The organism is Enterococcus innesii (genome assembly GCF_022846515.1).
Classification (GTDB): domain Bacteria; phylum Bacillota; class Bacilli; order Lactobacillales; family Enterococcaceae; genus Enterococcus_D; species Enterococcus_D innesii.
Genome location: NZ_AP025635.1, coordinates 1,466,935 through 1,485,526, shown reverse-complemented (window position 1 = coordinate 1,485,526; position 18,592 = coordinate 1,466,935). Strand labels below are relative to the sequence as shown.

Genomic DNA, 18,592 nt, shown 5'->3' with positions numbered 1-18,592 from the left:
AGATATGTCGCTGCGCTCATCAAACCTTTTGCCGCATCTCGAGAAAGTTTCGCTTCCTCGAAATGCGGCTATTTATGCAGCAAAACGCATTTTTTTAGGAGAAGGGGACACCAAGGGAAAAAAGTTTTTTTATTTCTCCTTGCAATTTTCATAAAGGTCGGCTATGATAAGTGTGTAATCGGTTACACAGGAGGGAGCAACATGCCAACAATTAAAGATGTCGCTAATTTAGCTGGCCTTTCCGTAGCGACAGTTTCAAGAGCCATGAATGGGACTGGCTATGTGAGCGAAAAAGCCCGTGAGAAAATCCATCAGGCGATCAATGAACTGAATTATTCCCCCAATGAAGTCGCACGTTCGCTGTATCAGAAAAAGTCAAAATTGATTGGTTTGCTACTTCCTGATATATCCAACCCGTTTTTTCCGCTAGTAGCCAAAGGCGTTGAAGACTTTCTACAAAAAAAAGGCTATCAAGTCATCCTTGGCAACATTCAAGAAGACAATGAGAAAGCCAATGAATATTTACGTGCGTTTGAGCAAAACAATGTGGCGGGGATTCTTTCCGCTGTCGAAAATAAAAATCGTACCCAAAGCAATATTCCGACGGTCGTCTTGGATCGGATCGATCAAGATGTCGAATATGGGGTTTATTCGGATGACCTTCAAGGGGGCGAACTGGCTGCTGAAGCGATCTTAAAAGGTGACCCCAAAAAGGTAGTCGTGATTGCTGGGCCTGAATCTGTCACCCGTGCTCGGGATCGTTTATTAAGTGTTGAATACACATTGAAAAAAGCACAAGTTCCTTATGCACTAGTGAAATCCACATCCTTTCTCTTAGAGGATGCGACGTTGACAGCGAAGCAAGTTTTTTTAGAACATCCCACTGTCGATAGTGTGATTGCACCAAGTGATACCCATGCGATTGCCATCATGCAAGAGGCTTATCATCATGGTGTAAAGATCCCAGAACAACTTCAAGTGATCGGCTATGACGATATTCCCATCAGTAAATTGGTGGTGCCACGCTTGACGACGATCCATCAGCCTGCTTATCAAGTAGGTTATAAAGGAGCAGAAATGCTCTTTGCATTGATCAACGATCAATTTATTGAACAGAAAAAAATCATCCTTCCTGTTCATTTAGAAGAAAGAGAAACAGTAAGAAATGGAGGAACGCCAATTGAATAAGATCATCGTGATTGGTAGTATGGCAACAGATTTTGTAGTCACTACGAAGGTGAAACCCAATCAAGGAGAAACGGTTTTTGGGGAAAAATTTGACACGAACTTTGGCGGCAAAGGAGCAAACCAAGCCATCGCCGCTAGCCGTTTAGGTGCAGAAGTAGCAATGCTAGGCCATGTAGGAACTGATCGTTTCGGAAATGAAATCGTCGAAAACTTAAACGTGAACGGCGTTTCTACGGAGAATGTGGAACCCGTTACACATTCTCCATCTGGTGCCGCGCATATCATTTTGCATGAAAATGACAATAGCATCATTGTCATACCCGGTGCCAATAATGCGCTTGATTTAGCTCGCTTTTCCGAAATAAAAGGAAACATCACAGAGGCTGATTTAGTGATTTTGCAAAACGAGATTCCCCAAGAAGCCAATGAAGCCATCATCGACTGGTGTTGGGAAGCAAAAATCCCTGTTTTATATAATCCAGCACCTGCGAGAAAGCTCAATCCGCGTATGTTATCTAAGGTGGGGTATCTGACCCCTAATGAACATGAGTTTAAGTTACTTTTTCCCAATCAAAAGCTTGCTGACGTTTTAGCAGCCTACCCTAATCGATTGATCGTTACCCTAGGTGCCAAAGGAGCGATTTTTCACAACGGGAAGTCGGAGGTCTTAGTTCCTGCCTTTCCAGTTGCTGCGGTCGATACTACGGGAGCTGGGGATACCTTCAATGGTGCATTAGCAGTAGGGATTTTAGCAGGTGTTCCCTTAGAAAACGCCATTGCCTTTGCCAACTTAGCAGCAGCGATCTCCGTCAAAGGATATGGTGCTCAAGGCGGAATGCCTACATTAAAGGAAATGAAGGAGAGTCCATTGTATGAAGAAGCATGGGGCATTAAATAGTGAAATCGATAAATTATTGGCGGATTTAGGCCACACCGATCAGCTTACGATTGGGGACTTGGGGTTGCCAGTACCCACAGGGGTGAAAAAAATCGATCTGGCATTAAAACTAGGTAGTCCGAGTTTTGAAGAGGTGTTATCGGTAATGCAACAAGAGATGGCAGTCGAGGCGATCGTTTTAGCAGAGGAAATAAAGACGGAGAATGCGGAGCAGTGGCAATTGATTCAAAAAACGTTCCCGAATGTTCCGATTCGTTTTGTTCCACATGAGGCATTCAAAGAAGAAACAAAGGAAAGCAAAGCCATTATTCGAACAGGGGAGGCGACACCCTATTCGAACATTATTTTACAAGCAGCCGTTATCTTCTAAAGAGACAGGAGGAAATCATGTGCAAGTCGAGATGAGCAATATTGAGAAATCCTTTGGGAAGAATCAAGTGTTAAGAGATGTCTCATTAACATTGTACCCTGGAGAAATCCATGCCCTAATGGGAGAAAATGGGGCAGGCAAGTCAACGTTGATGAACATTTTAACTGGGTTACATGCCAAAGATGCAGGGACGATTTTGATCGATGGCAAAGAAACGAACTACGCCGATCCGAAGGAAGCCGAACAAGCCGGTGTTAGCTTTATCCATCAAGAAATGAATAACTGGGAACAGATGACTGTATTGGATAACTTATTCTTGAATCGGGAATTGAAAACCACCTTTGGGCTACTAGATACGAAGAAAATGGCAAACAAGGCGCAGGCAGTCTTTGAACAGTTGGGGATTCAGATCCCCCTTCAAAAAGAAGTGGATGAACTTTCAGTCGGGCAACAGCAAATGATCGAGATCACGAAAGCGCTGATGACTGATGCCAAGGTGTTGATCATGGATGAACCGACTGCTGCCTTGTCGGATAAGGAAATCAATAATTTGTTTCAAATCATTCGTCGCATGAAAGAAAACGGCGTAGCGATCGTTTATATCTCTCATCGAATGGAGGAGATTTTCAAAATAAGTGACAAGATCACTGTGATGCGGGATGGTCTATCGATCGATACGAAAAAGACGGAGGATACGACGATGGAAGAGGTCGTGAAGAAAATGGTCGGTAGAGAGTTAGCTGATTATTATCCAGAAAAGCAAGCGCAGATCGGTGAAGTCGTTTTTGAAGTGAAAAATTTAACAGCAGCTTCTAAAGTTTACCAAGGCATCAATTTTCAAGTAAGAGCAGGCGAGATCCTTGGGTTCTCAGGTTTAATGGGTGCTGGACGCACAGAAGTCATGCGAGGAATATTTGGTTTAGATGAAATTGAAAGCGGTACCTTAATCGTTGAAGGGCAAGAAGTGAAAAATTCTTCACCTTCAAAGGCGATCGCCAATGGCTTTGGCTTTCTAACAGAAAATCGGAAAACGGAAGGCTTGGTCTTAGACTTTTCCCTGACCGATAATATCAGTTTGCCCAGCATTGATAATTTTGTCAAAACAGGCATGGTCGATAGCAAGACTGAAGCCAGTTTCGTCGCGTTAATGATCGAGCGCTTACGCATCAAAGCTATGAGTGCCCAGAATTTAGCCAGCGAGCTTTCTGGTGGAAATCAGCAAAAAGTGGTTTTGGCGAAGTGGATCGGTGTCGGACCAAAAGTATTGATTTTAGATGAACCGACACGCGGAGTAGACGTAGGTGCCAAACGAGAGATTTATCAGCTGATGAATGAGTTAGCGGAACGTGGTATTGCGATTTTGATGGTTTCTAGTGATCTACCAGAAGTGTTAGGTGTCAGCGATCGCATCATTGTTTTACACGAAGGAAAAATATCAGGGGAACTCTCTCAGCAAGAAGCCACACAAGAGAAGATCATGACGTATGCGACAGGAGGAAACTAATATGGAAAAAAGTGGTATGAAAACAAAACAACTCTCGGAATCAATTAGTAAATTGGGACCTTTACTCGCTTTGATGGCTCTAGTGGCTGCTGTCACTGCCTTAAATCCAAGCTTTTTATCACCCAGTAATTTGTTGAATCTTTTGCGGCAAGTCGCAGCGAATGGCTTTATTGCATTCGGAATGACCTTTGTCATTTTGACCGGGGGCATTGATTTGTCTGTAGGGTCCACCTTGGCACTTTCCAGTGCCTTGACAGCAGGAATGATGGCCAATGGGGTGTCACCTTTAGTCGCTATTTTGATTGGGTTACTAAGTGGAGCGATCCTTGGTGCGTTGAATGGACTACTGATCTCAAAAGGAAAAATGGCGCCGTTTATCGCAACCTTAGCAACGATGACGATCTATCGGGGTGCTACCTTAGTGTACACCAATGGAAATCCAATCACTGGACTAGGTGACAGCTTTCTATTCAGCTTTATTGGTCGTGGGTATCTTTTCGGGATTCCTTTTCCAGTCGTATTGATGTTTCTCGTGTTCTTTCTTTTGTTCTTGTTGCTTCATCGCACAGCCTTCGGACGAAAAACCTATGCCATCGGTGGCAATGAAAAGGCCGCTTTTATTGCCGGTGTGAAAATCGATAAGATAAAACTGATCATTTATTCGATCTCCGGATTGATGGCTTCAATCAGTGGCATGATCATCACTTCTAGGCTGAATTCTGCGCAACCAACAGCAGGGCAAGCCTATGAAATGGATGCGATTGCAGCAGTCGTTTTAGGTGGTACGAGCTTATCTGGTGGAAGAGGCAGAATTTTTGGTACGTTGATCGGGGCATTGATCATTGGTACGTTGAACAATGGTTTAAATCTATTGGGTGTCTCAAGTTTTTATCAACAAATCGTTAAAGGGATCGTGATCGTAATTGCAGTGTTACTGGATCGGAAAAGGAAATAAAAAATAGGAGGATCTATTATGAAAAAAATGTTTTTATTGGCAGCAGGCTTATTGGTACTTTCTGGATGTGGAGCGGCAACATTGGACAATGGTGGCAGTAGTGAGACACAAAGTGAGGAAAAAGCAGCTTCAGAATTGACAGTTGGTGTATCAATCTCCACCCTCAATAACCCGTTTTTTGTTTCCATGCAAGAGGGGATCAATCAATTGGCTGAGGAAAATGACACCGATGTACGCTTTGTTGATGCCCAAGATGATACTGCCAAGCAAAGCAATGATATTGATGATTTGATCCAACAAGGCGTGGATGTGCTTTTGATCAATCCCGTTGATTCTGCTGCTATCGTCCCAGCTGTTGAAGCCGCTAATAATGCCAACATCCCAGTTATTGCCATCGACCGTAGTAGCGATGGAGGAACGCTTTTGACGACTGTTGCCTCCAATAATGAAGAAGGCGGGAAAATGGCAGCAGAATTTATCCTCGAACAATTAGGGGAAAACGCAAAAGTGGTAGAACTTGAAGGCGTCCCTGGCGCTTCTGCAACCAGAGAGCGGGGAAAAGGCTTTGATGATTATGCCAAAGACAAACTGGATGTTGTTGAAAAGCAATCCGCAAACTTCAATCGAGCAGAAGGATTAACGGTTATGGAAAATATCCTCCAAGCCAACAATGACATTCAAGGCGTCTTTGCACAAAACGATGAAATGGCTTTAGGGGCAGCCGAAGCGATTGGAAACCGAGAAGGCGTAGTGATTGTCGGGTTTGACGGTACTGAAGACGGTCTCAAAGCCATCGAAGAAGGTAGAATGACGGCAACGATCGCTCAAAAACCAGAAGAAATGGGCCGCCTTGCTTTGCAGGCAGCGTTTGACCATTTCCAAGGGAAAACAGTCGCTGAACAAATCGATTCACCATTAGAGTTGGTGAAAAAATAATTTGGCGCTCAATGCATTTCCTACTTTTAACATCGAAAGCCCCTCTTTGGCTGACCATTCAGGTCACCAAAGAGGGGCTTTCTTTAATGCGTGATGTTTCGTTTACTTGTTGCTAGTTAAATCCAATAAGCGGTCTTTCAAGTCTTCTTCTAGATGACCCAATTCCACTTCGGCAGCCCGACGTTTTTCTTTTCCTTCTTTTTGGATCCGTAATGTTTCTTGGATCGTTTCCACAAGGTCGTTTTGTGTTTTTTGCAATGTTTCGATGTCGACGATGCCGCGCTCGTTTTCTTTCGCTGTTTCAATAGCAGAAACTTTCAACATTTCTGAGTTTTTCTTCAATAGATCATTGGTGGTCTCAGAAACTTGACGCTGTGCCGTAACTGCATCTTTTTGACGCAATAAAGTCAAGGCAATCACTACTTGGTTTTTCCACAGTGGGATCGCTGTATTGACAGAAGCTTGGATTTTTTCTGCTAACGCTTGGTTCGTGTTTTGGATCAGGCGAATTTGTGGTGCCTGTTGGATCGTGATTTGGCGGGCCAAACGCAAGTCATGGGTCCGTTTGTCTAAACGATCTAGGAATTGCGTATAATCGTTGGCGATCTGTACGTCCATTTGATCATTCGTTTCTTCTGCTTTTTTCATAGCTTCAGGAATGATTTTGGTTTGCAATTCTTGCATCTTCAACTCGCCAGCGGCAATGTAGATGTTCAATGCATCGAAGTAATCTTTGTTCTTTTGATACAATTGTTCCAACATCAGGTTGTCTTTTAGCAAACCGTCTTTTTCTTTATCCAATTTGACGGCGATCTTGTCGATTTGGGCACCGATTTTTTGGTATTTAGCGGTGATTTCAAAAATGGATTGTTTGACTTTACCAAACATCCGCTTGAATAAGTTGCCTTCACCTGCACGCAGTTCGTCTGGATTGGCTTCTTGCAAGCGATACATCAACTCCGTCAATGAGTCGCCCACAGGGCCGATATCAGCTGCTTGGACATGGTTCAACATGGATTGGGAAAACTCTCCAAGTTTGGTTTGGGCAGCTGCACCATAGGTGATGACCGCTTGTTGGTCAGTTGCATCGATCTTGCTGGCTAATTCTTGGGCCTGTGCTTGACGCTCTGGCGGTAATTTATCAATCAAACGCGGTGCCGTTTGCTGTTCTTTCAGCTGACTGATCTCCGCTTGTTGAGTGGTGGTCAAAGTGTCGACAGGGGTTGAAAATGGGTTGTTCAATAAATCGTCAAGCGTATCCGTTACGGGTTTTGCTTGATTTGGTGTTTCACTCATAATAACTCCTCCTAATAAGTGTCTGCTTTCGAAAAAAATCTAGCCTGGGCTAGATTTTTTTTTTTAGATTCTTTTCTTGTTGCCAATCAGAATCTATCCCTATTCATTATCTCGTTTTATGCTTTGTTTGGCAATGGATAACTCAACATCCATGTCATCAAGATCGTCTGCTACAAATTGGGAGTAGTCTTTGGCGATCAAGGAAGCCATTTGCTCGATGATTTGGGTGCTTTCCTCAATTTTATCATAGGTCTCACGACTTTTGATCTCATGGCTATTGATTTCAATGAACTTATCGGTCAAATCGACCATATTAGGCAAGTGGGTATAGAGAAAATGACTTGCCAAAGGCAGTTTGGTTGGTTCTTTTACGAGTTCTTTGAAAAGAGCTTTTGAGGCACGCAAAGCATCGTGACGCAAGTCAATGGCTTTTAACTTGTTATTGCTAGTGATATTTTTTTGGTATTTATCGATTTGGTGTTTCGTCTGATTCATCGTTTCCCGGAACAATTCGATCTCACGACTAGTCATCCCGCTTTTCAAGTAATGGGCTTCTCTTTCTCTCGTTAAAGAAGGCAAAACTTGTGGATCGGCTGCTGGAACTTTACGTCCTCTGATACCGACGTAGACTAAAATCGCACCGACGATTAATAATAGGCTCGCAAATGAATCGCCTACTACGTTAAAAATAATACTGATGAGGACGATCGCACCAACGATCAGCCAGATGTTTTTTTTCATTTTTCCTCCTCCTAAAAATCTCTTGGACAAGTAGATTGGGTTATTCGACATCTTTATTTTAGCATGTTCACTAAAAGAAAAATATCAGACTTGGGGTGGATTTTCCGATATTTAGTAAATTCATAAGCTTTCTTGCTATTTCTTAAGAAGATATTTTTTCTAAATTATGCTAAAGTGTTTGATAGATAAGACGTATGAGGAAAGTTAGGTGTCGATAGATGTTAGAATTTAAAGATTTTGAAGAAAAAACGATCCAACGAAATGAAATTTTCCATGGCAAGATCATTGATGTAGTGGTTGATGATGTCTCCTTGCCAAATGGCGGGACCAGCAAACGAGAACTCGTCTTTCACCCAGGCGGTGTGGCCGTGATTGCCTTGACGAGTGAGAACAAGATGCTGTTCGTTCGCCAATTCAGAAAACCATTAGAGCGAGTGATTTTAGAGATACCAGCAGGAAAAATCGATCCAGGAGAAGGTGCTCGTCCGGATTTGACTGGCGCCCGGGAATTAGAAGAAGAGACTGGCTATCGTGCAAAAACGCTGGAGCACGTTTCTTCTATGTACCTTTCACCAGGCTTTGCGAATGAAATCTTGCACGTCTATTATGCGAAAGAGCTGGAAAAAGTGACCAATCCATTACCGCAAGACGAAGACGAAGTGCTGGAAGTCTATGAATTGAACTTAGAGCAGGCACAAGCCGCTATCGCTGATGGAACGATCTGTGATGCGAAGACCGTGTTTGCGATCCAATTTTGGGAGTTGCTGGAATTGAAACGGAGGAACGGACTTGCCTAAAGAACCATTGATCACCCGCAGTGAGCTTCGACGCCGACGCGAAGAAGAACAAGCGGCAGCTGAACGCAATCAGCAAATCGTAGAAAAACAAAGCAAGAAAGAATGGAAACAAAAAGAAAAACAAATCGATAACCACTACCGAAAAGTCCGCAAGAAAAACAAAGAAATCACGAAGACCCGTGCGGGCGAGAACCAAAAATCTCGGGATCTGAATCGCTTTTTAATGAAAGCCATCGTGATCGTCACTTTATTGTTAGTCGTCGTCGGTTTAGCGATCTTTTTGTTGTGATCCTTGTAGTACTAAGAAAAAGCCGTCCCTGCATCTTCTGCAAGTGCGGCTTTTTTGTTATTCGGTCGGCTTTTTCAAAATAGCTAAAAACATGGCAGCTGGCTGATTCATGAACAAATGATCCGCTTCATGAAAAACGGTAAAGGAAGTAACTGCAAAACCAGTCGTCTCAGCCAGTTGAGTCAATGCGGCAGGATCGAACCCATTATGAACCAGCGGGTGAGACACGGCGGGATTTTTGAGGAAATCCACTAGATAAAGGGTTCCTCCCGGCTGCAGCAAGGCGTATAGTTTTTCCAGCATAGCGGCTGTGTCAGGAATATGCAGCAAGACGAGGGATAGCAGCACAGCATCTGCTTTTGCTTGCAAGGATTCTTGCAGCAGATCGTGGACAGTTGCAGAAGCATTGGCCAGCTGCAGTTGGTTGATTTTTTTTTCAGAAACCTCGATCATGTTAGGGGCAGTATCCCAGATGGCTAAGTGCTGGACATAAGCTGCTAAGGGCAGACTTACCAGGCCGGTACCGCCGCCGATATCGATCAAGGTTTGGTGCTGGTTGTCTTTAAAATAAGGGTCAAGGGTTTGGGTGACCAAGTGTGCTAACGCGATCCGCTCAGGGGTATCGTATTTTGCTGCCATGGCGTTGAAAATTTCAGACATAAGTGCCTCCTTTGATAATGACAAAAAACTGTTCGTTTCGTCAAAACTAGTTTATCATGAAAGGAGAAAAACACGTCAGTAGATACGTGGGAATTTCTGTTGTTTTTCATTTCAAAGGATGAAAAATAAACGAGAAGCAGGAGGCAAACACATGAAAATTGGTATTATTGGTGCAATGGAGGAAGAAATCAAGGCGTTGCGGGAACAGTTGATTTCACCGCTTTCTTGGGAACGCGGCGGCGCACTATTTATTTCAGGAAGTATCGGCAATCATGAAGTGATCGTTGTTCGTTCAGGTATCGGCAAGGTTCTGGCATCGATCACCACTAGCTTACTGATCCAACAATATGGGGTCAATATGGTGATCAATACTGGATCGGCTGGTGGGATTGGTGCCGGTTTACAAGTAGGGGATTTAGTGATCTCAGATAAAGTGGCGTATTTTGATGTCGATGTGACGGGCTTTGGTTATGAATATGGCCAGCTGCCTGGCGGGATGCCCTTGTATTATGAAGCCAGCCGCTACTTGATCAGTGAGATGACGAAAGCCGCAGAGGCGACCCATCATACCGTGAAAAAGGGATTGATCGTTACCGGCGACAGTTTCATCAATGACCCGCAAAAAGTACAGGAGATTTTAGGACATTTTCCAGATGCCTTGGCTTGTGAGATGGAAGGAGCCGCGATCGCACAGACCGCACAGCAATTCAATATTCCTTTCTTGATCGTGCGCGCGATCAGCGACACCGCCGACCATGCAGCGACTGTCTCTTTTGATGAGTTTATCTTAGAAGCTGGCAAGCGTTCCGCTGAAATGGTCTTGGCATTCGTTGAAACATTAAAGTAACTTAAAAAACAGGAGAGCCGATCCGTAAGAGGAGGAAGGAAGCATGAGAGCATTACTATCGATTGATTATACGTATGATTTTGTTGCAGATGAGGGACGATTGACCACGGGGGCTGCTGGGCAAGCGATTGAAGCTGCCTTAGTGGCTCACACGCAAGCCTTTATCGAAGCCGGTGAGTATGTCGTTTTTGCCATTGATCGTCATGAGGAAACAGACAACTATCATCCTGAAAACCGTTTGTTCCCACCCCATAATCTTGCGGGCAGTGCAGGTCGACATCTTTACGGCCGTTTAGCCCCGCTTTATGAAAACTATCAGGAAGCGCCAAATGTCTATTGGATCGACAAGCGCCATTACTCAGCGTTTAGCGGTACCGACTTGGACATCCGTCTGCGAGAAAGAGGGATCACGGAATTGTACTTGACCGGCGTTTGTACCGATATCTGTGTCTTGCATACAGCAGTGGATGCCTATAATTTAGGCTACCAACTGGTGATCGATGCAGATACCGTTGCCAGCTTTGACGCGGTCGGACATGAATGGGCACTGCGCCATTTTGAAAATACCCTTGGCGCGAAAATCATTTCTGCGAAGGAGGAAGCGTAAATGGGATGGATGGATCAATTAAAAGCAAATTTCAGCTTCAGTGAACTGACTAGTCTTTATCAAGCGTATCAAAAGGGAGATCTTGATGTGAAGGCATTGTTGAATAATGACTTCTTGCAAAAGTATACGGATTTTCAGAACTTGGATGAGTTTATGGCTAAATTAGGCATCCAGAATGAAAACCAAATCTTCGACTTTCTAAAAGACCGCCCTAATCGGCAAAAAGCCGATCAAGTCGTCAATGAGCATTCTCAATTCGATTCTGTGATCAGTATGATGAAAAAAGCTTTGCAGAAATAAACAATTGGCGAAGAAAAAGCGCAAGCAGAAAAATCTGCTTGCGCTTTTGTTCACCAAATCTGCACACGATCTTCTGGTGCACGATACATAGGGTCACCAGGTTTGATATCAAAGGTTGTATAGAATTCATCGATATTTTGAACTTGGATATTGGCCCGTAGTTTAGCTGGTCCGTGGACATCGATCGACAGTAAGAGCTGTTGGTATTGTTCTTTGGCTTTTGTACGCCAAATTTTCGCCCAATTGGTGAAGAAGTCTGCTAAAGAAACGTCGCTTTCCTTTTGCGCTGCTTCTAGTGCACAGCTTAGTCCGCCTGCATCGGCGATGTTTTCAGAAACAGTCAATGTGCCGTTGACGGTACCGCCGGCAAAGGACAGTCCATCAAACTCATCGATCATCGCTTGAGCTAAGCGTTCAAAGTGGGCCAAATCTTCCTCTGTCCACCAATTGTTTAAATTACCATATTCATCAAATTTTGCCCCGTTGTTGTCAAAGGCGTGGGAAATCTCATGAGCAATGACCGCGCCGATTCCCCCATAATTTGCGCTGGTGGATTGCTCCAAACTATAAAAGGGTGCTTGTAAGATTGCCGCTGGGAAAACGATCACGTTTTTAAATGGGTGATAGTAGGCATTCACGGTAGCGGCGGACATTTCCCATTCCTCACGATCCACGGGCTGCTGCCATTTTTTGAAGGCATCTTCTCGGAACAAACGATTGAAATGCAGGGCATTTGCCAGCAGACTTTTCTCTTCATCGGTATGCAACTGGTCATAAATGACAGGAACTTGATCAGGGTACCCGACATGGATACCTAAACGATTCAATTTGATAATCGCTTTTTGGCGGGTTTCTTCACTTAACCACGTGTTGTTGCGCAAACGCTCTTGGTAGACAGCAATCATTGTTTCCACCATATGTTTGACGTCTTTTTTCGCCGTTTCCCCAAAGTACTTGCGTCCATAATAATCACCGATCACTTGACTGAAATGACCCATCGTTAAGTAATAAGCCGCTTTTTGTTGGGGAGCCGCTTCATCGATCCCTGATAAGTAGCGACTGTAGGTTCCGCCTAACTGACGCAATTCTTCACTCAGATAGCTAGTATAGCGCAAGCTTTGGTTGACGATCATCCAGCCTTTCAAGAGTTCAAAATGGCTATCAGAAACAATAATGTCAAAGGCTTCAAAGTAAGCGGGTTCCGTTACGATCAGCTCTTCCGGTGTACCTGGTAAAAGGGCCGTCAAGAGTTGTCTAAAATCGATCTTGCTAGCTTGCTTTGCAAATTCCTCCAAGGAGCGAGGATTGTAGTTTTTGCTATAATCCGCACTTTCTTCCGCACTGCGGACGTGAGGGGCGATCAATTTATCAAATGCGATCGCTTGCTCTACCAACGATTCCGCTTCTGCTTGGTCTTTTCCGTAAGCAACTAAAACGTTGACGGCCATCTCAAAGTAGACTTGCAGCATTTCGCCTGCTTGGGGATTTTCTGTGTAATAGGTTTTATCCGGCAAAATAGTAGCAGGCGGATAGACTGATAAAGTATTCATTTGCGCATTTTTCATGTCTGCATCGACATCTAGTTGAAAAGGTAAGGCAATACCATCTAAAACGAAACTTGCCAGTTGCTGATTCAATTCCTCATAAGAACGCAACGCTTCGATTTTTGCTAATAGTGCATTTGCTTCAGTAGCGCCCGCTGCCTCTCGTTGGGCAAAATCGCTGGCTAAGCGGTAAAAAGCCACAGCATCCTTCATGCAGCCTTTTGGCGTAGCATGGGGATCGTGTGCCATATTTTCAAATTCTGCGATCATTAAGGAATCGATTCCGTCAACGAGATCTTGGAATCCACCCGTAGCGGGTTTATCTGCTGGAATAACAGCGGTCTCCAGCCACTCGCCATTTACATAGTCATAAAAATCATCTTTTAACAAGGTTGTCATGTCTTTCGCTCCTCTCGCTTTCTACTATTATGAAACAAAATCTGTAAGGACGCAAAGAAAAGTTTTCTAGACGAAAAAGGGTTTTGATCCAAATAGGAGGAGAATCTAAGGTATAATAAGAAAAAAGGCAGGTGAACGAGATGGAACAACTAGAGTGGAAAGGGATCGCCGAAGAGCGGTTTCGTCCGTATAAACAGTGGGTCACTCCTTCAGGGTATTTATGCGGCACCTATGCGGCAGCCGTCTTTTTGGCCTACTATCAAGATTACATCGATGAAACGATCATCCCGAAAGCGTTTCGCAGAAAAAAACAGCGGGATCTGACAGTAGTGACGGAAATGCTGCGGGTGCTGATTCAGCCTCATGGGTTGCCGACGATCGCTTGGCAAGTCAGTCATGGATTGACTCGGTTTTTCGATCAATTCCAATTGCCTTACCGCGGACGTGCGACCGTTGTTGGCGGTTGGCATCGAGCGTGCAAACGAATCGACGAAGGCAAACCGGTGATCATCGGTATTTTGAAGCCTTTAGGCAGCACATATGGCAATCATTGGGTCGTGGCTTACGCCTACGCTGAAACCGCCAGCGGAGAACGCTATTTTAAAGTTCATGACAACTGGGGCAACTACAAAAAAGTGATTCCCGCCAGTTGGGTAAACGGTACCGTCACACTTCCTTAAACGAGACGGTTAAAAAAACAGTCACTTTGTGCTAGAATAGAAGAAAACAACCACATTCATTGGAGGCAATCATGGGCGAAAGTTATAAAGATAGTTCGTTGAAAATTTTTAGTTTAAATGGAAATTTACCATTAGCAGAAAACATTGCGAAAGTTTTCGGTACAGAACTAGGGAAGTCAAAAGTGACACAGTTTAGTGATGGAGAGATTGCCATCAATATTGAAGAAAGTGTGCGGGGCGACCATATTTATATCATTCAATCGACGAATGAACCCGTCAATGATCATTATTTAGAGTTGCTGATCATGATCGATGCCATGAAACGGGCTAGTGCGAAGACCATCAATGTCGTTTTGCCTTATTACGCATATGCAAGGCAAGACCGAACCGCCAACCCGCATGAGCCGATCACTGCAAAATTGATTGCCAATATGCTGGTGGAAGCAGGAGCTTCTCGGATCTTGACGCTTGATCTGCATGCCGTCCAAGTTCAAGGCTTTTTCGACATCCCAGTGGATAATCTCTTTACGATTCCATTGTTTGCCCATTATTATCGCGAACAAAAAATGACGGGTGACGACTATGTCGTGGTTTCACCAAAAAACAGCGGTGTCCAACGGACCCGTAGTTTGGCAGAATACTTAGATACAGCGATCGCGATCGTCGATCAAGATGAAGCCGATGGCGGCTATGTGATTGGTGATGTCGTTGGGAAAAAATGTATCTTAGTTGATGACATTTTAAATACCGGCCATACATTGGCAAAAGCGGCAGACTTGTTGAAGGAAGCTGGTGCCAGCGAAGTGTATGCTTGTGTGTCTCACGCCTTACTTTCGCCGCCAGCTAAAGAAATTTTGGATCAATCAGCGATTGAAAGGATTTGTGTCACCGATTCTTGTTGGACCAGCGAAGAACGTCATCCAGAAAAACTGCACTACATTTCTTGTGCTGAATTGATGGGGGAAGCCGTTCGCCGCATTCACGAAAATACACCAATGAGTCCATTGTTCCGCCTGGAAAGCAAAGAGTATAAATAAAAATATGAAAAGCACCCGCTATCCTTAGGGACAGCGGGTGCTTTTGCGTGTGGGGGAAGTGGACCAGACCCAGCGGATCAGTTCAACTGGTTGCGGTTCAAGACTGTTTCTCGTTTGATCAGCTTATGTGGTACGACCAGCTGTACGCCGTTTGAATCTTCATGATTCAATTGCGCCATCAGCCGTTCGGTAGCGATTTTTCCTAAGGACAACACGTTGATATCGATACTAGTCAAATACGGATGTGTCAAAGTAGCAAAGATCGAATTGTTGAAACTGATGATGGATAAATCGTCGGGAACTTTGTAGCCATACATCGTCGCTAATTGAATGATCCGCACAGCGAACAGATCATCGATCACGACGATGGCCGATGCTTGGGATTCTTTGATCGTTTCTTCAAACGTGACGTAATCTTCTGCTTTTTCAAAGGTCAATGCTGGATAAAAGGGGAGATTTGCCAGCATCATGGCTTTTTGGTAGCCGAAGAAACGCTCGAAATACAGATTTTCATGGGTCGTATTAGTAGCAAATAATATCTTCGTATGCCCTTGGGCGATCAGATGCTCGGTTGCTTGCTTGCCTAACAACTGGTTGTCATTATCGACAAAAACGATTTTGTCTTCATTGCTGTATGGTTGACCAATCAAGGTAAAGGGGACTTCTTTTTCGACCAGATAATCGATGATGGGGTCTTTTTCATCGGAATAGACCAAGATAAAGCCATCTACTTGTTTTTGCAGGTGCATCCGTTCCACGTTTTTTAGTAATGTAGCAAAGTCACGGGCGGAGGCAACGGCAACCGTCATTTGATGATGGCGGGCCTCTTCATTGATGGCTTCGATCGTTTCTAAATAAAAGGGGTTTCCTAGTCGTTCTTTCGAATCAAGAGGCGGCAAGATCACGCCGATGGCACTGGATATCTGTTTGCCGAGATTTCGAGCCGCAAGATTGGGGACATAGCCCATTTCTGCCATTACTTTGCGCACTTTCTTCTTGGTATCTTCAGAAATGCTGGGATGATCATTTACGACACGAGAAACCGTGGATGTAGCGACGCCAGCCTTTTTGGCGACATCTTTGACCGTAATGCTCACTGATTTCCCTCCTTTTTTAGCTTATAGTATCACAAAGTGTCGGCACAAGGGTAGAGCCAATCAAAAGAAAGAAGAAATGCAGACATTTCTTCTTTCAGAAGGCTTGTTTAGTTGATAGCTGTACTGATTTCGTCTTCTAAAACATAGTCTTTGCCATACACCTTGATTGGCAATGCCTCACCGCTGATTTTTTTCAAAGTCACCGTCGACTCATTGACGGAAACAAAGAGCAGACGTCCACGATAGTTGATGTGGAAGGCATAGCGGCTCCACGTTTTAGGTAAGAATGGCGCAAACCCTAAGTGGTCGTGATCGGTTTTCATTTGAGCAAAACCTTGAACGATCGCTAACCAGCTGCCGGTCATAGAAGTGATGTGCAAGCCATCATCGGTATCATTGTTGTAATTGTCCAAATCAAGACGAGCAGTTCGCTCATACATTTCCAACGCTTTTTCTTCCAGACCTAATTCCGCTGCCAAAATCGCATGAATACTTGGGGAAAGGGAAGATTCATGCACTGTCATCGGCTCATAGAAATCAAAGTTCCGTTGTTTTTCTTCTTTGCTGAATTGATCGCCGAAGAAGTAGATCCCTTGCAAAACATCGGCTTGCTTGATAAAGCAAGAGCGCAAGATATGATCCCACGACCAATTTTGGTTTAACGGCAAGTGTTTTGGATCAAGATCGGAAACGGGCATCAAGTCTTTGTCTAAGAAGGTATCATGCTGGACGAACACACCAAGCTCTTGGTCTTCTGGGAAGTACATATTGTCGATGATGTCTTGCCATTTAGCTTGTTCTTCGTCTGAGATCGTGACAGTCGCTTCGTCTTTGAAGGCTTCATAGCTGGCTAAGGTATAAGCTAAGACCCAAGTAGCCATTTTATTGGTGTACCAGTTGTTATTGATATTGTTTTCGTATTCGTTTGGTCCTGTAACGCCATGGATCATGTATTTTTGCTGGCGTTTTGAATAGTGGACACGATCTGCCCAGAAACGTGAGATCGCGCTTAACACTTCTAATCCTTCTTTTTTCAGGTAACTTGTATCGCCAGTATAATTCGTATAGTTGTAGATGGCATAAGCGATGGCACCATTTCGGTGGATTTCTTCGAAAGTGATCTCCCACTCATTGTGGCATTCGATCCCAGTGAAGGTCACCATTGGGTAAAGGGCACCTGCTAAGCCTTGTTTTTGCGCATTGATATGGGCTTGCGGCAATTGGTTGTGACGGTATTTCAACAAGTTGCGGGTCACTTCTGGTTTTGCTAATGCCAAATACAATGGGACTGCATAGGCTTCGGTATCCCAGTAAGTCGCACCGCCATATTTTTCACCAGTAAAGCCTTTCGGTCCAATGTTCAGACGCTCGTCTTCACCATAATAGGTTGAGAACAATTGGAACAGGTTGAAACGAATCCCTTGTTGCGCCGCAGCGTCGCCTTCAATGATCACATCGGCTAAATCCCAGCGGGCTTTCCAAGCAGCGACTTGTTCTGCACGCAACGCATCATAATCTGCTTTGTATAAAGTGCCTAATTCGGTGACTTTTGCTGGATGATCATGAGCGGGAACATCACGACTCGTAACGATCAAGACTTCTTTGATCAATGAGAAGGTGTCACCGGCTGCCCCAGAAAAGGCAAAGGTATCAGCGACGCAAAGTTCGCTTTTCACGGAATCAATCGGTGTTTGGCTATGACGCATAGCAGAAGTGACAGTGAAGCGTTCAATGTCAAAATTATTTTCTACAGTCCGAGTGGTCAAGTAATGGAAGGTTTCGGTTTGGCCATGATCTAATTCTTCCCAGAAACGTTCGTCGTAGTTGCTGTCTTCGTTATGGACGTTGTTATCTAGTTTAGAAACGACTTTGATCTCAGCGTCGCCTTCAATGATCTCAGCATCCATCTTAATGAGGGCAAGTTCACGTTTTACGATGCTCAAGAAGCGTTCAAAAGAGAATTTAACCGTTGCACCTGCCAAAGACACAGTGTAGTTACGGCGCAAAATCCCAGTTTCCATGTCTAGTTCTAAATAGAAATCACTTGGGCTGATTTTTGCTAAGTCGACTAACTGGTCGTTGACAAATAGGTCCATCGCAATAAAGTTGACCGCGTTGATCACTTTGCCAAAATAATCAGGATAGCCGTTTTTCCACCAGCCAACACGGGTTTTGTCTGGGTACCAGACACCTGCGATATAAGTACCTAAGTGATGGTCGCCGCTATATTGTTCCTCAAAGTTGCCGCGCATTCCCATGTAGCCATTCCCGATGCTTGTTAGCGACTCTTGCAGTCGACGATTTTCTTTATCTAAGGTAGATGTCGCGATTTTCCATGGATCGATCTCGAACAATCGTTGGATTTTTTTCATGAAAGTCCCTCCAGAATCTTTTTGATATCTCTATCATAAGCGCAAACGATTGCATCGTCAAGTGAAAGTTGTTGC

At 44.2% G+C, this 18,592-nt stretch carries 19 protein-coding genes; 13 read left to right on the top strand and 6 right to left on the bottom strand.

Going from position 1 to position 18,592, the window contains the following annotated elements; all coding sequences use genetic code 11:
• The first annotated feature begins 201 nt into the window (after positions 1 to 201).
• The 6 genes from ENLAB_RS06800 to ENLAB_RS06775 are packed head-to-tail and all read left to right on the top strand — an operon-like array spanning position 202 to position 5,851.
• Positions 202 to 1,188 carry a LacI family DNA-binding transcriptional regulator gene (locus tag ENLAB_RS06800; protein ID WP_060792557.1) on the top strand — a complete coding sequence of 329 codons (987 nt, stop codon included), beginning with the start codon at positions 202 to 204 and terminating at the stop codon, positions 1,186 to 1,188.
• A complete protein-coding gene (gene rbsK / locus ENLAB_RS06795) occupies positions 1,181 to 2,086 on the top strand; it encodes a ribokinase (RefSeq protein WP_220426507.1) in 906 nt (301 codons plus the stop codon). Before ENLAB_RS06800 ends, rbsK begins: the two co-directional genes overlap by 8 nt.
• Positions 2,061 to 2,456 carry a D-ribose pyranase gene (gene rbsD / locus ENLAB_RS06790; RefSeq protein WP_060792556.1) on the top strand — a complete coding sequence of 132 codons (396 nt, stop codon included), beginning with the start codon at positions 2,061 to 2,063 and terminating at the stop codon, positions 2,454 to 2,456. Before rbsK ends, rbsD begins: the two co-directional genes overlap by 26 nt.
• 19 nt (positions 2,457 to 2,475) lie before the next feature.
• Positions 2,476 to 3,960: a sugar ABC transporter ATP-binding protein gene (locus ENLAB_RS06785; protein ID WP_244353190.1), complete on the top strand. Its 1,485-nt coding sequence runs from the start codon at positions 2,476 to 2,478 to the stop codon at positions 3,958 to 3,960.
• 1 nt (position 3,961) lies between these two features.
• Positions 3,962 to 4,915 carry an ABC transporter permease gene (locus tag ENLAB_RS06780; RefSeq protein WP_244353189.1) on the top strand — a complete coding sequence of 318 codons (954 nt, stop codon included), beginning with the start codon at positions 3,962 to 3,964 and terminating at the stop codon, positions 4,913 to 4,915.
• An 18-nt stretch (positions 4,916 to 4,933) separates the two neighbouring features.
• The gene (locus ENLAB_RS06775; protein WP_192940725.1) at positions 4,934 to 5,851 is read left to right on the top strand and encodes a D-ribose ABC transporter substrate-binding protein; all 918 of its coding nucleotides are present in this window, start codon (positions 4,934 to 4,936) and stop codon (positions 5,849 to 5,851) included.
• Positions 5,852 to 5,953: 102 nt separating this feature from the next.
• Here ENLAB_RS06775 and ENLAB_RS06770 read toward each other — a convergent pair whose 3' ends face one another.
• Both ENLAB_RS06770 and ENLAB_RS06765 read right to left on the bottom strand, forming a co-directional pair.
• Positions 5,954 to 7,147, bottom strand: a complete 1,194-nt coding sequence (locus ENLAB_RS06770) for a toxic anion resistance protein (RefSeq protein ID WP_077452316.1) — start codon at positions 7,145 to 7,147, stop codon at positions 5,954 to 5,956.
• Positions 7,148 to 7,246: 99 nt separating this feature from the next.
• Positions 7,247 to 7,888: a 5-bromo-4-chloroindolyl phosphate hydrolysis family protein gene (locus tag ENLAB_RS06765; protein WP_244353188.1), complete on the bottom strand. Its 642-nt coding sequence runs from the start codon at positions 7,886 to 7,888 to the stop codon at positions 7,247 to 7,249.
• A gap of 218 nt (positions 7,889 to 8,106) precedes the next feature.
• On the opposite strand from ENLAB_RS06765, the gene ENLAB_RS06760 reads away from it, so the two are divergent.
• On the top strand, positions 8,107 to 8,685 hold the full coding sequence (locus ENLAB_RS06760; RefSeq protein ID WP_081117807.1) for an NUDIX hydrolase: 579 nt from the start codon (positions 8,107 to 8,109) through the stop codon (positions 8,683 to 8,685).
• Positions 8,678 to 8,974: a cell wall synthase accessory phosphoprotein MacP gene (macP, locus tag ENLAB_RS06755; RefSeq protein ID WP_005227820.1), complete on the top strand. Its 297-nt coding sequence runs from the start codon at positions 8,678 to 8,680 to the stop codon at positions 8,972 to 8,974. The genes ENLAB_RS06760 and macP overlap by 8 nt, the downstream gene beginning before the upstream one ends.
• A 57-nt stretch (positions 8,975 to 9,031) precedes the next feature.
• On the opposite strand, the gene ENLAB_RS06750 is transcribed toward macP, so the two are convergent.
• Positions 9,032 to 9,634 (bottom strand): class I SAM-dependent methyltransferase, encoded by a 603-nt coding sequence (locus ENLAB_RS06750; RefSeq protein WP_142424916.1) that lies wholly within the window; start codon positions 9,632 to 9,634, stop codon positions 9,032 to 9,034.
• A gap of 151 nt (positions 9,635 to 9,785) precedes the next feature.
• On the opposite strand from ENLAB_RS06750, the gene ENLAB_RS06745 reads away from it, so the two are divergent.
• Genes ENLAB_RS06745 through ENLAB_RS06735 form a run of 3 tightly spaced genes read left to right on the top strand, consistent with a single transcriptional unit; the run spans position 9,786 to position 11,388 of the window.
• A complete protein-coding gene (locus ENLAB_RS06745) occupies positions 9,786 to 10,481 on the top strand; it encodes a 5'-methylthioadenosine/adenosylhomocysteine nucleosidase (RefSeq protein ID WP_081117805.1) in 696 nt (231 codons plus the stop codon).
• A 43-nt stretch (positions 10,482 to 10,524) separates the two neighbouring features.
• On the top strand, positions 10,525 to 11,088 hold the full coding sequence (locus ENLAB_RS06740) for a cysteine hydrolase family protein (RefSeq protein WP_244353186.1): 564 nt from the start codon (positions 10,525 to 10,527) through the stop codon (positions 11,086 to 11,088).
• Complete coding sequence (locus tag ENLAB_RS06735; protein WP_005227832.1) at positions 11,089 to 11,388, top strand: hypothetical protein; 300 nt, start codon at positions 11,089 to 11,091, stop codon at positions 11,386 to 11,388.
• 50 nt (positions 11,389 to 11,438) lie between these two features.
• On the opposite strand, the gene ENLAB_RS06730 is transcribed toward ENLAB_RS06735, so the two are convergent.
• The gene (locus ENLAB_RS06730; RefSeq protein ID WP_244353184.1) at positions 11,439 to 13,331 is read right to left on the bottom strand and encodes a M13 family metallopeptidase; all 1,893 of its coding nucleotides are present in this window, start codon (positions 13,329 to 13,331) and stop codon (positions 11,439 to 11,441) included.
• Positions 13,332 to 13,471: 140 nt separating this feature from the next.
• On the opposite strand from ENLAB_RS06730, the gene ENLAB_RS06725 reads away from it, so the two are divergent.
• On the top strand, positions 13,472 to 14,011 hold the full coding sequence (locus ENLAB_RS06725; RefSeq protein ID WP_144771186.1) for a C39 family peptidase: 540 nt from the start codon (positions 13,472 to 13,474) through the stop codon (positions 14,009 to 14,011).
• A 71-nt stretch (positions 14,012 to 14,082) separates the two neighbouring features.
• Positions 14,083 to 15,048, top strand: coding sequence for a ribose-phosphate diphosphokinase (locus ENLAB_RS06720; RefSeq protein ID WP_005233536.1), 966 nt, complete (start codon positions 14,083 to 14,085; stop codon positions 15,046 to 15,048).
• A 77-nt stretch (positions 15,049 to 15,125) separates the two neighbouring features.
• Here the strand turns inward: ENLAB_RS06720 and ENLAB_RS06715 are convergent, their stop codons facing one another.
• Both ENLAB_RS06715 and ENLAB_RS06710 read right to left on the bottom strand, forming a co-directional pair.
• Positions 15,126 to 16,145, bottom strand: a complete 1,020-nt coding sequence (locus ENLAB_RS06715; protein ID WP_244353182.1) for a LacI family DNA-binding transcriptional regulator — start codon at positions 16,143 to 16,145, stop codon at positions 15,126 to 15,128.
• Between the two features lie 107 nt (positions 16,146 to 16,252).
• Entirely contained in the window at positions 16,253 to 18,517 is a 2,265-nt protein-coding gene (locus ENLAB_RS06710; protein ID WP_244353180.1) for a glycoside hydrolase family 65 protein, read from the bottom strand.
• Positions 18,518 to 18,592: the final 75 nt, after the last annotated feature.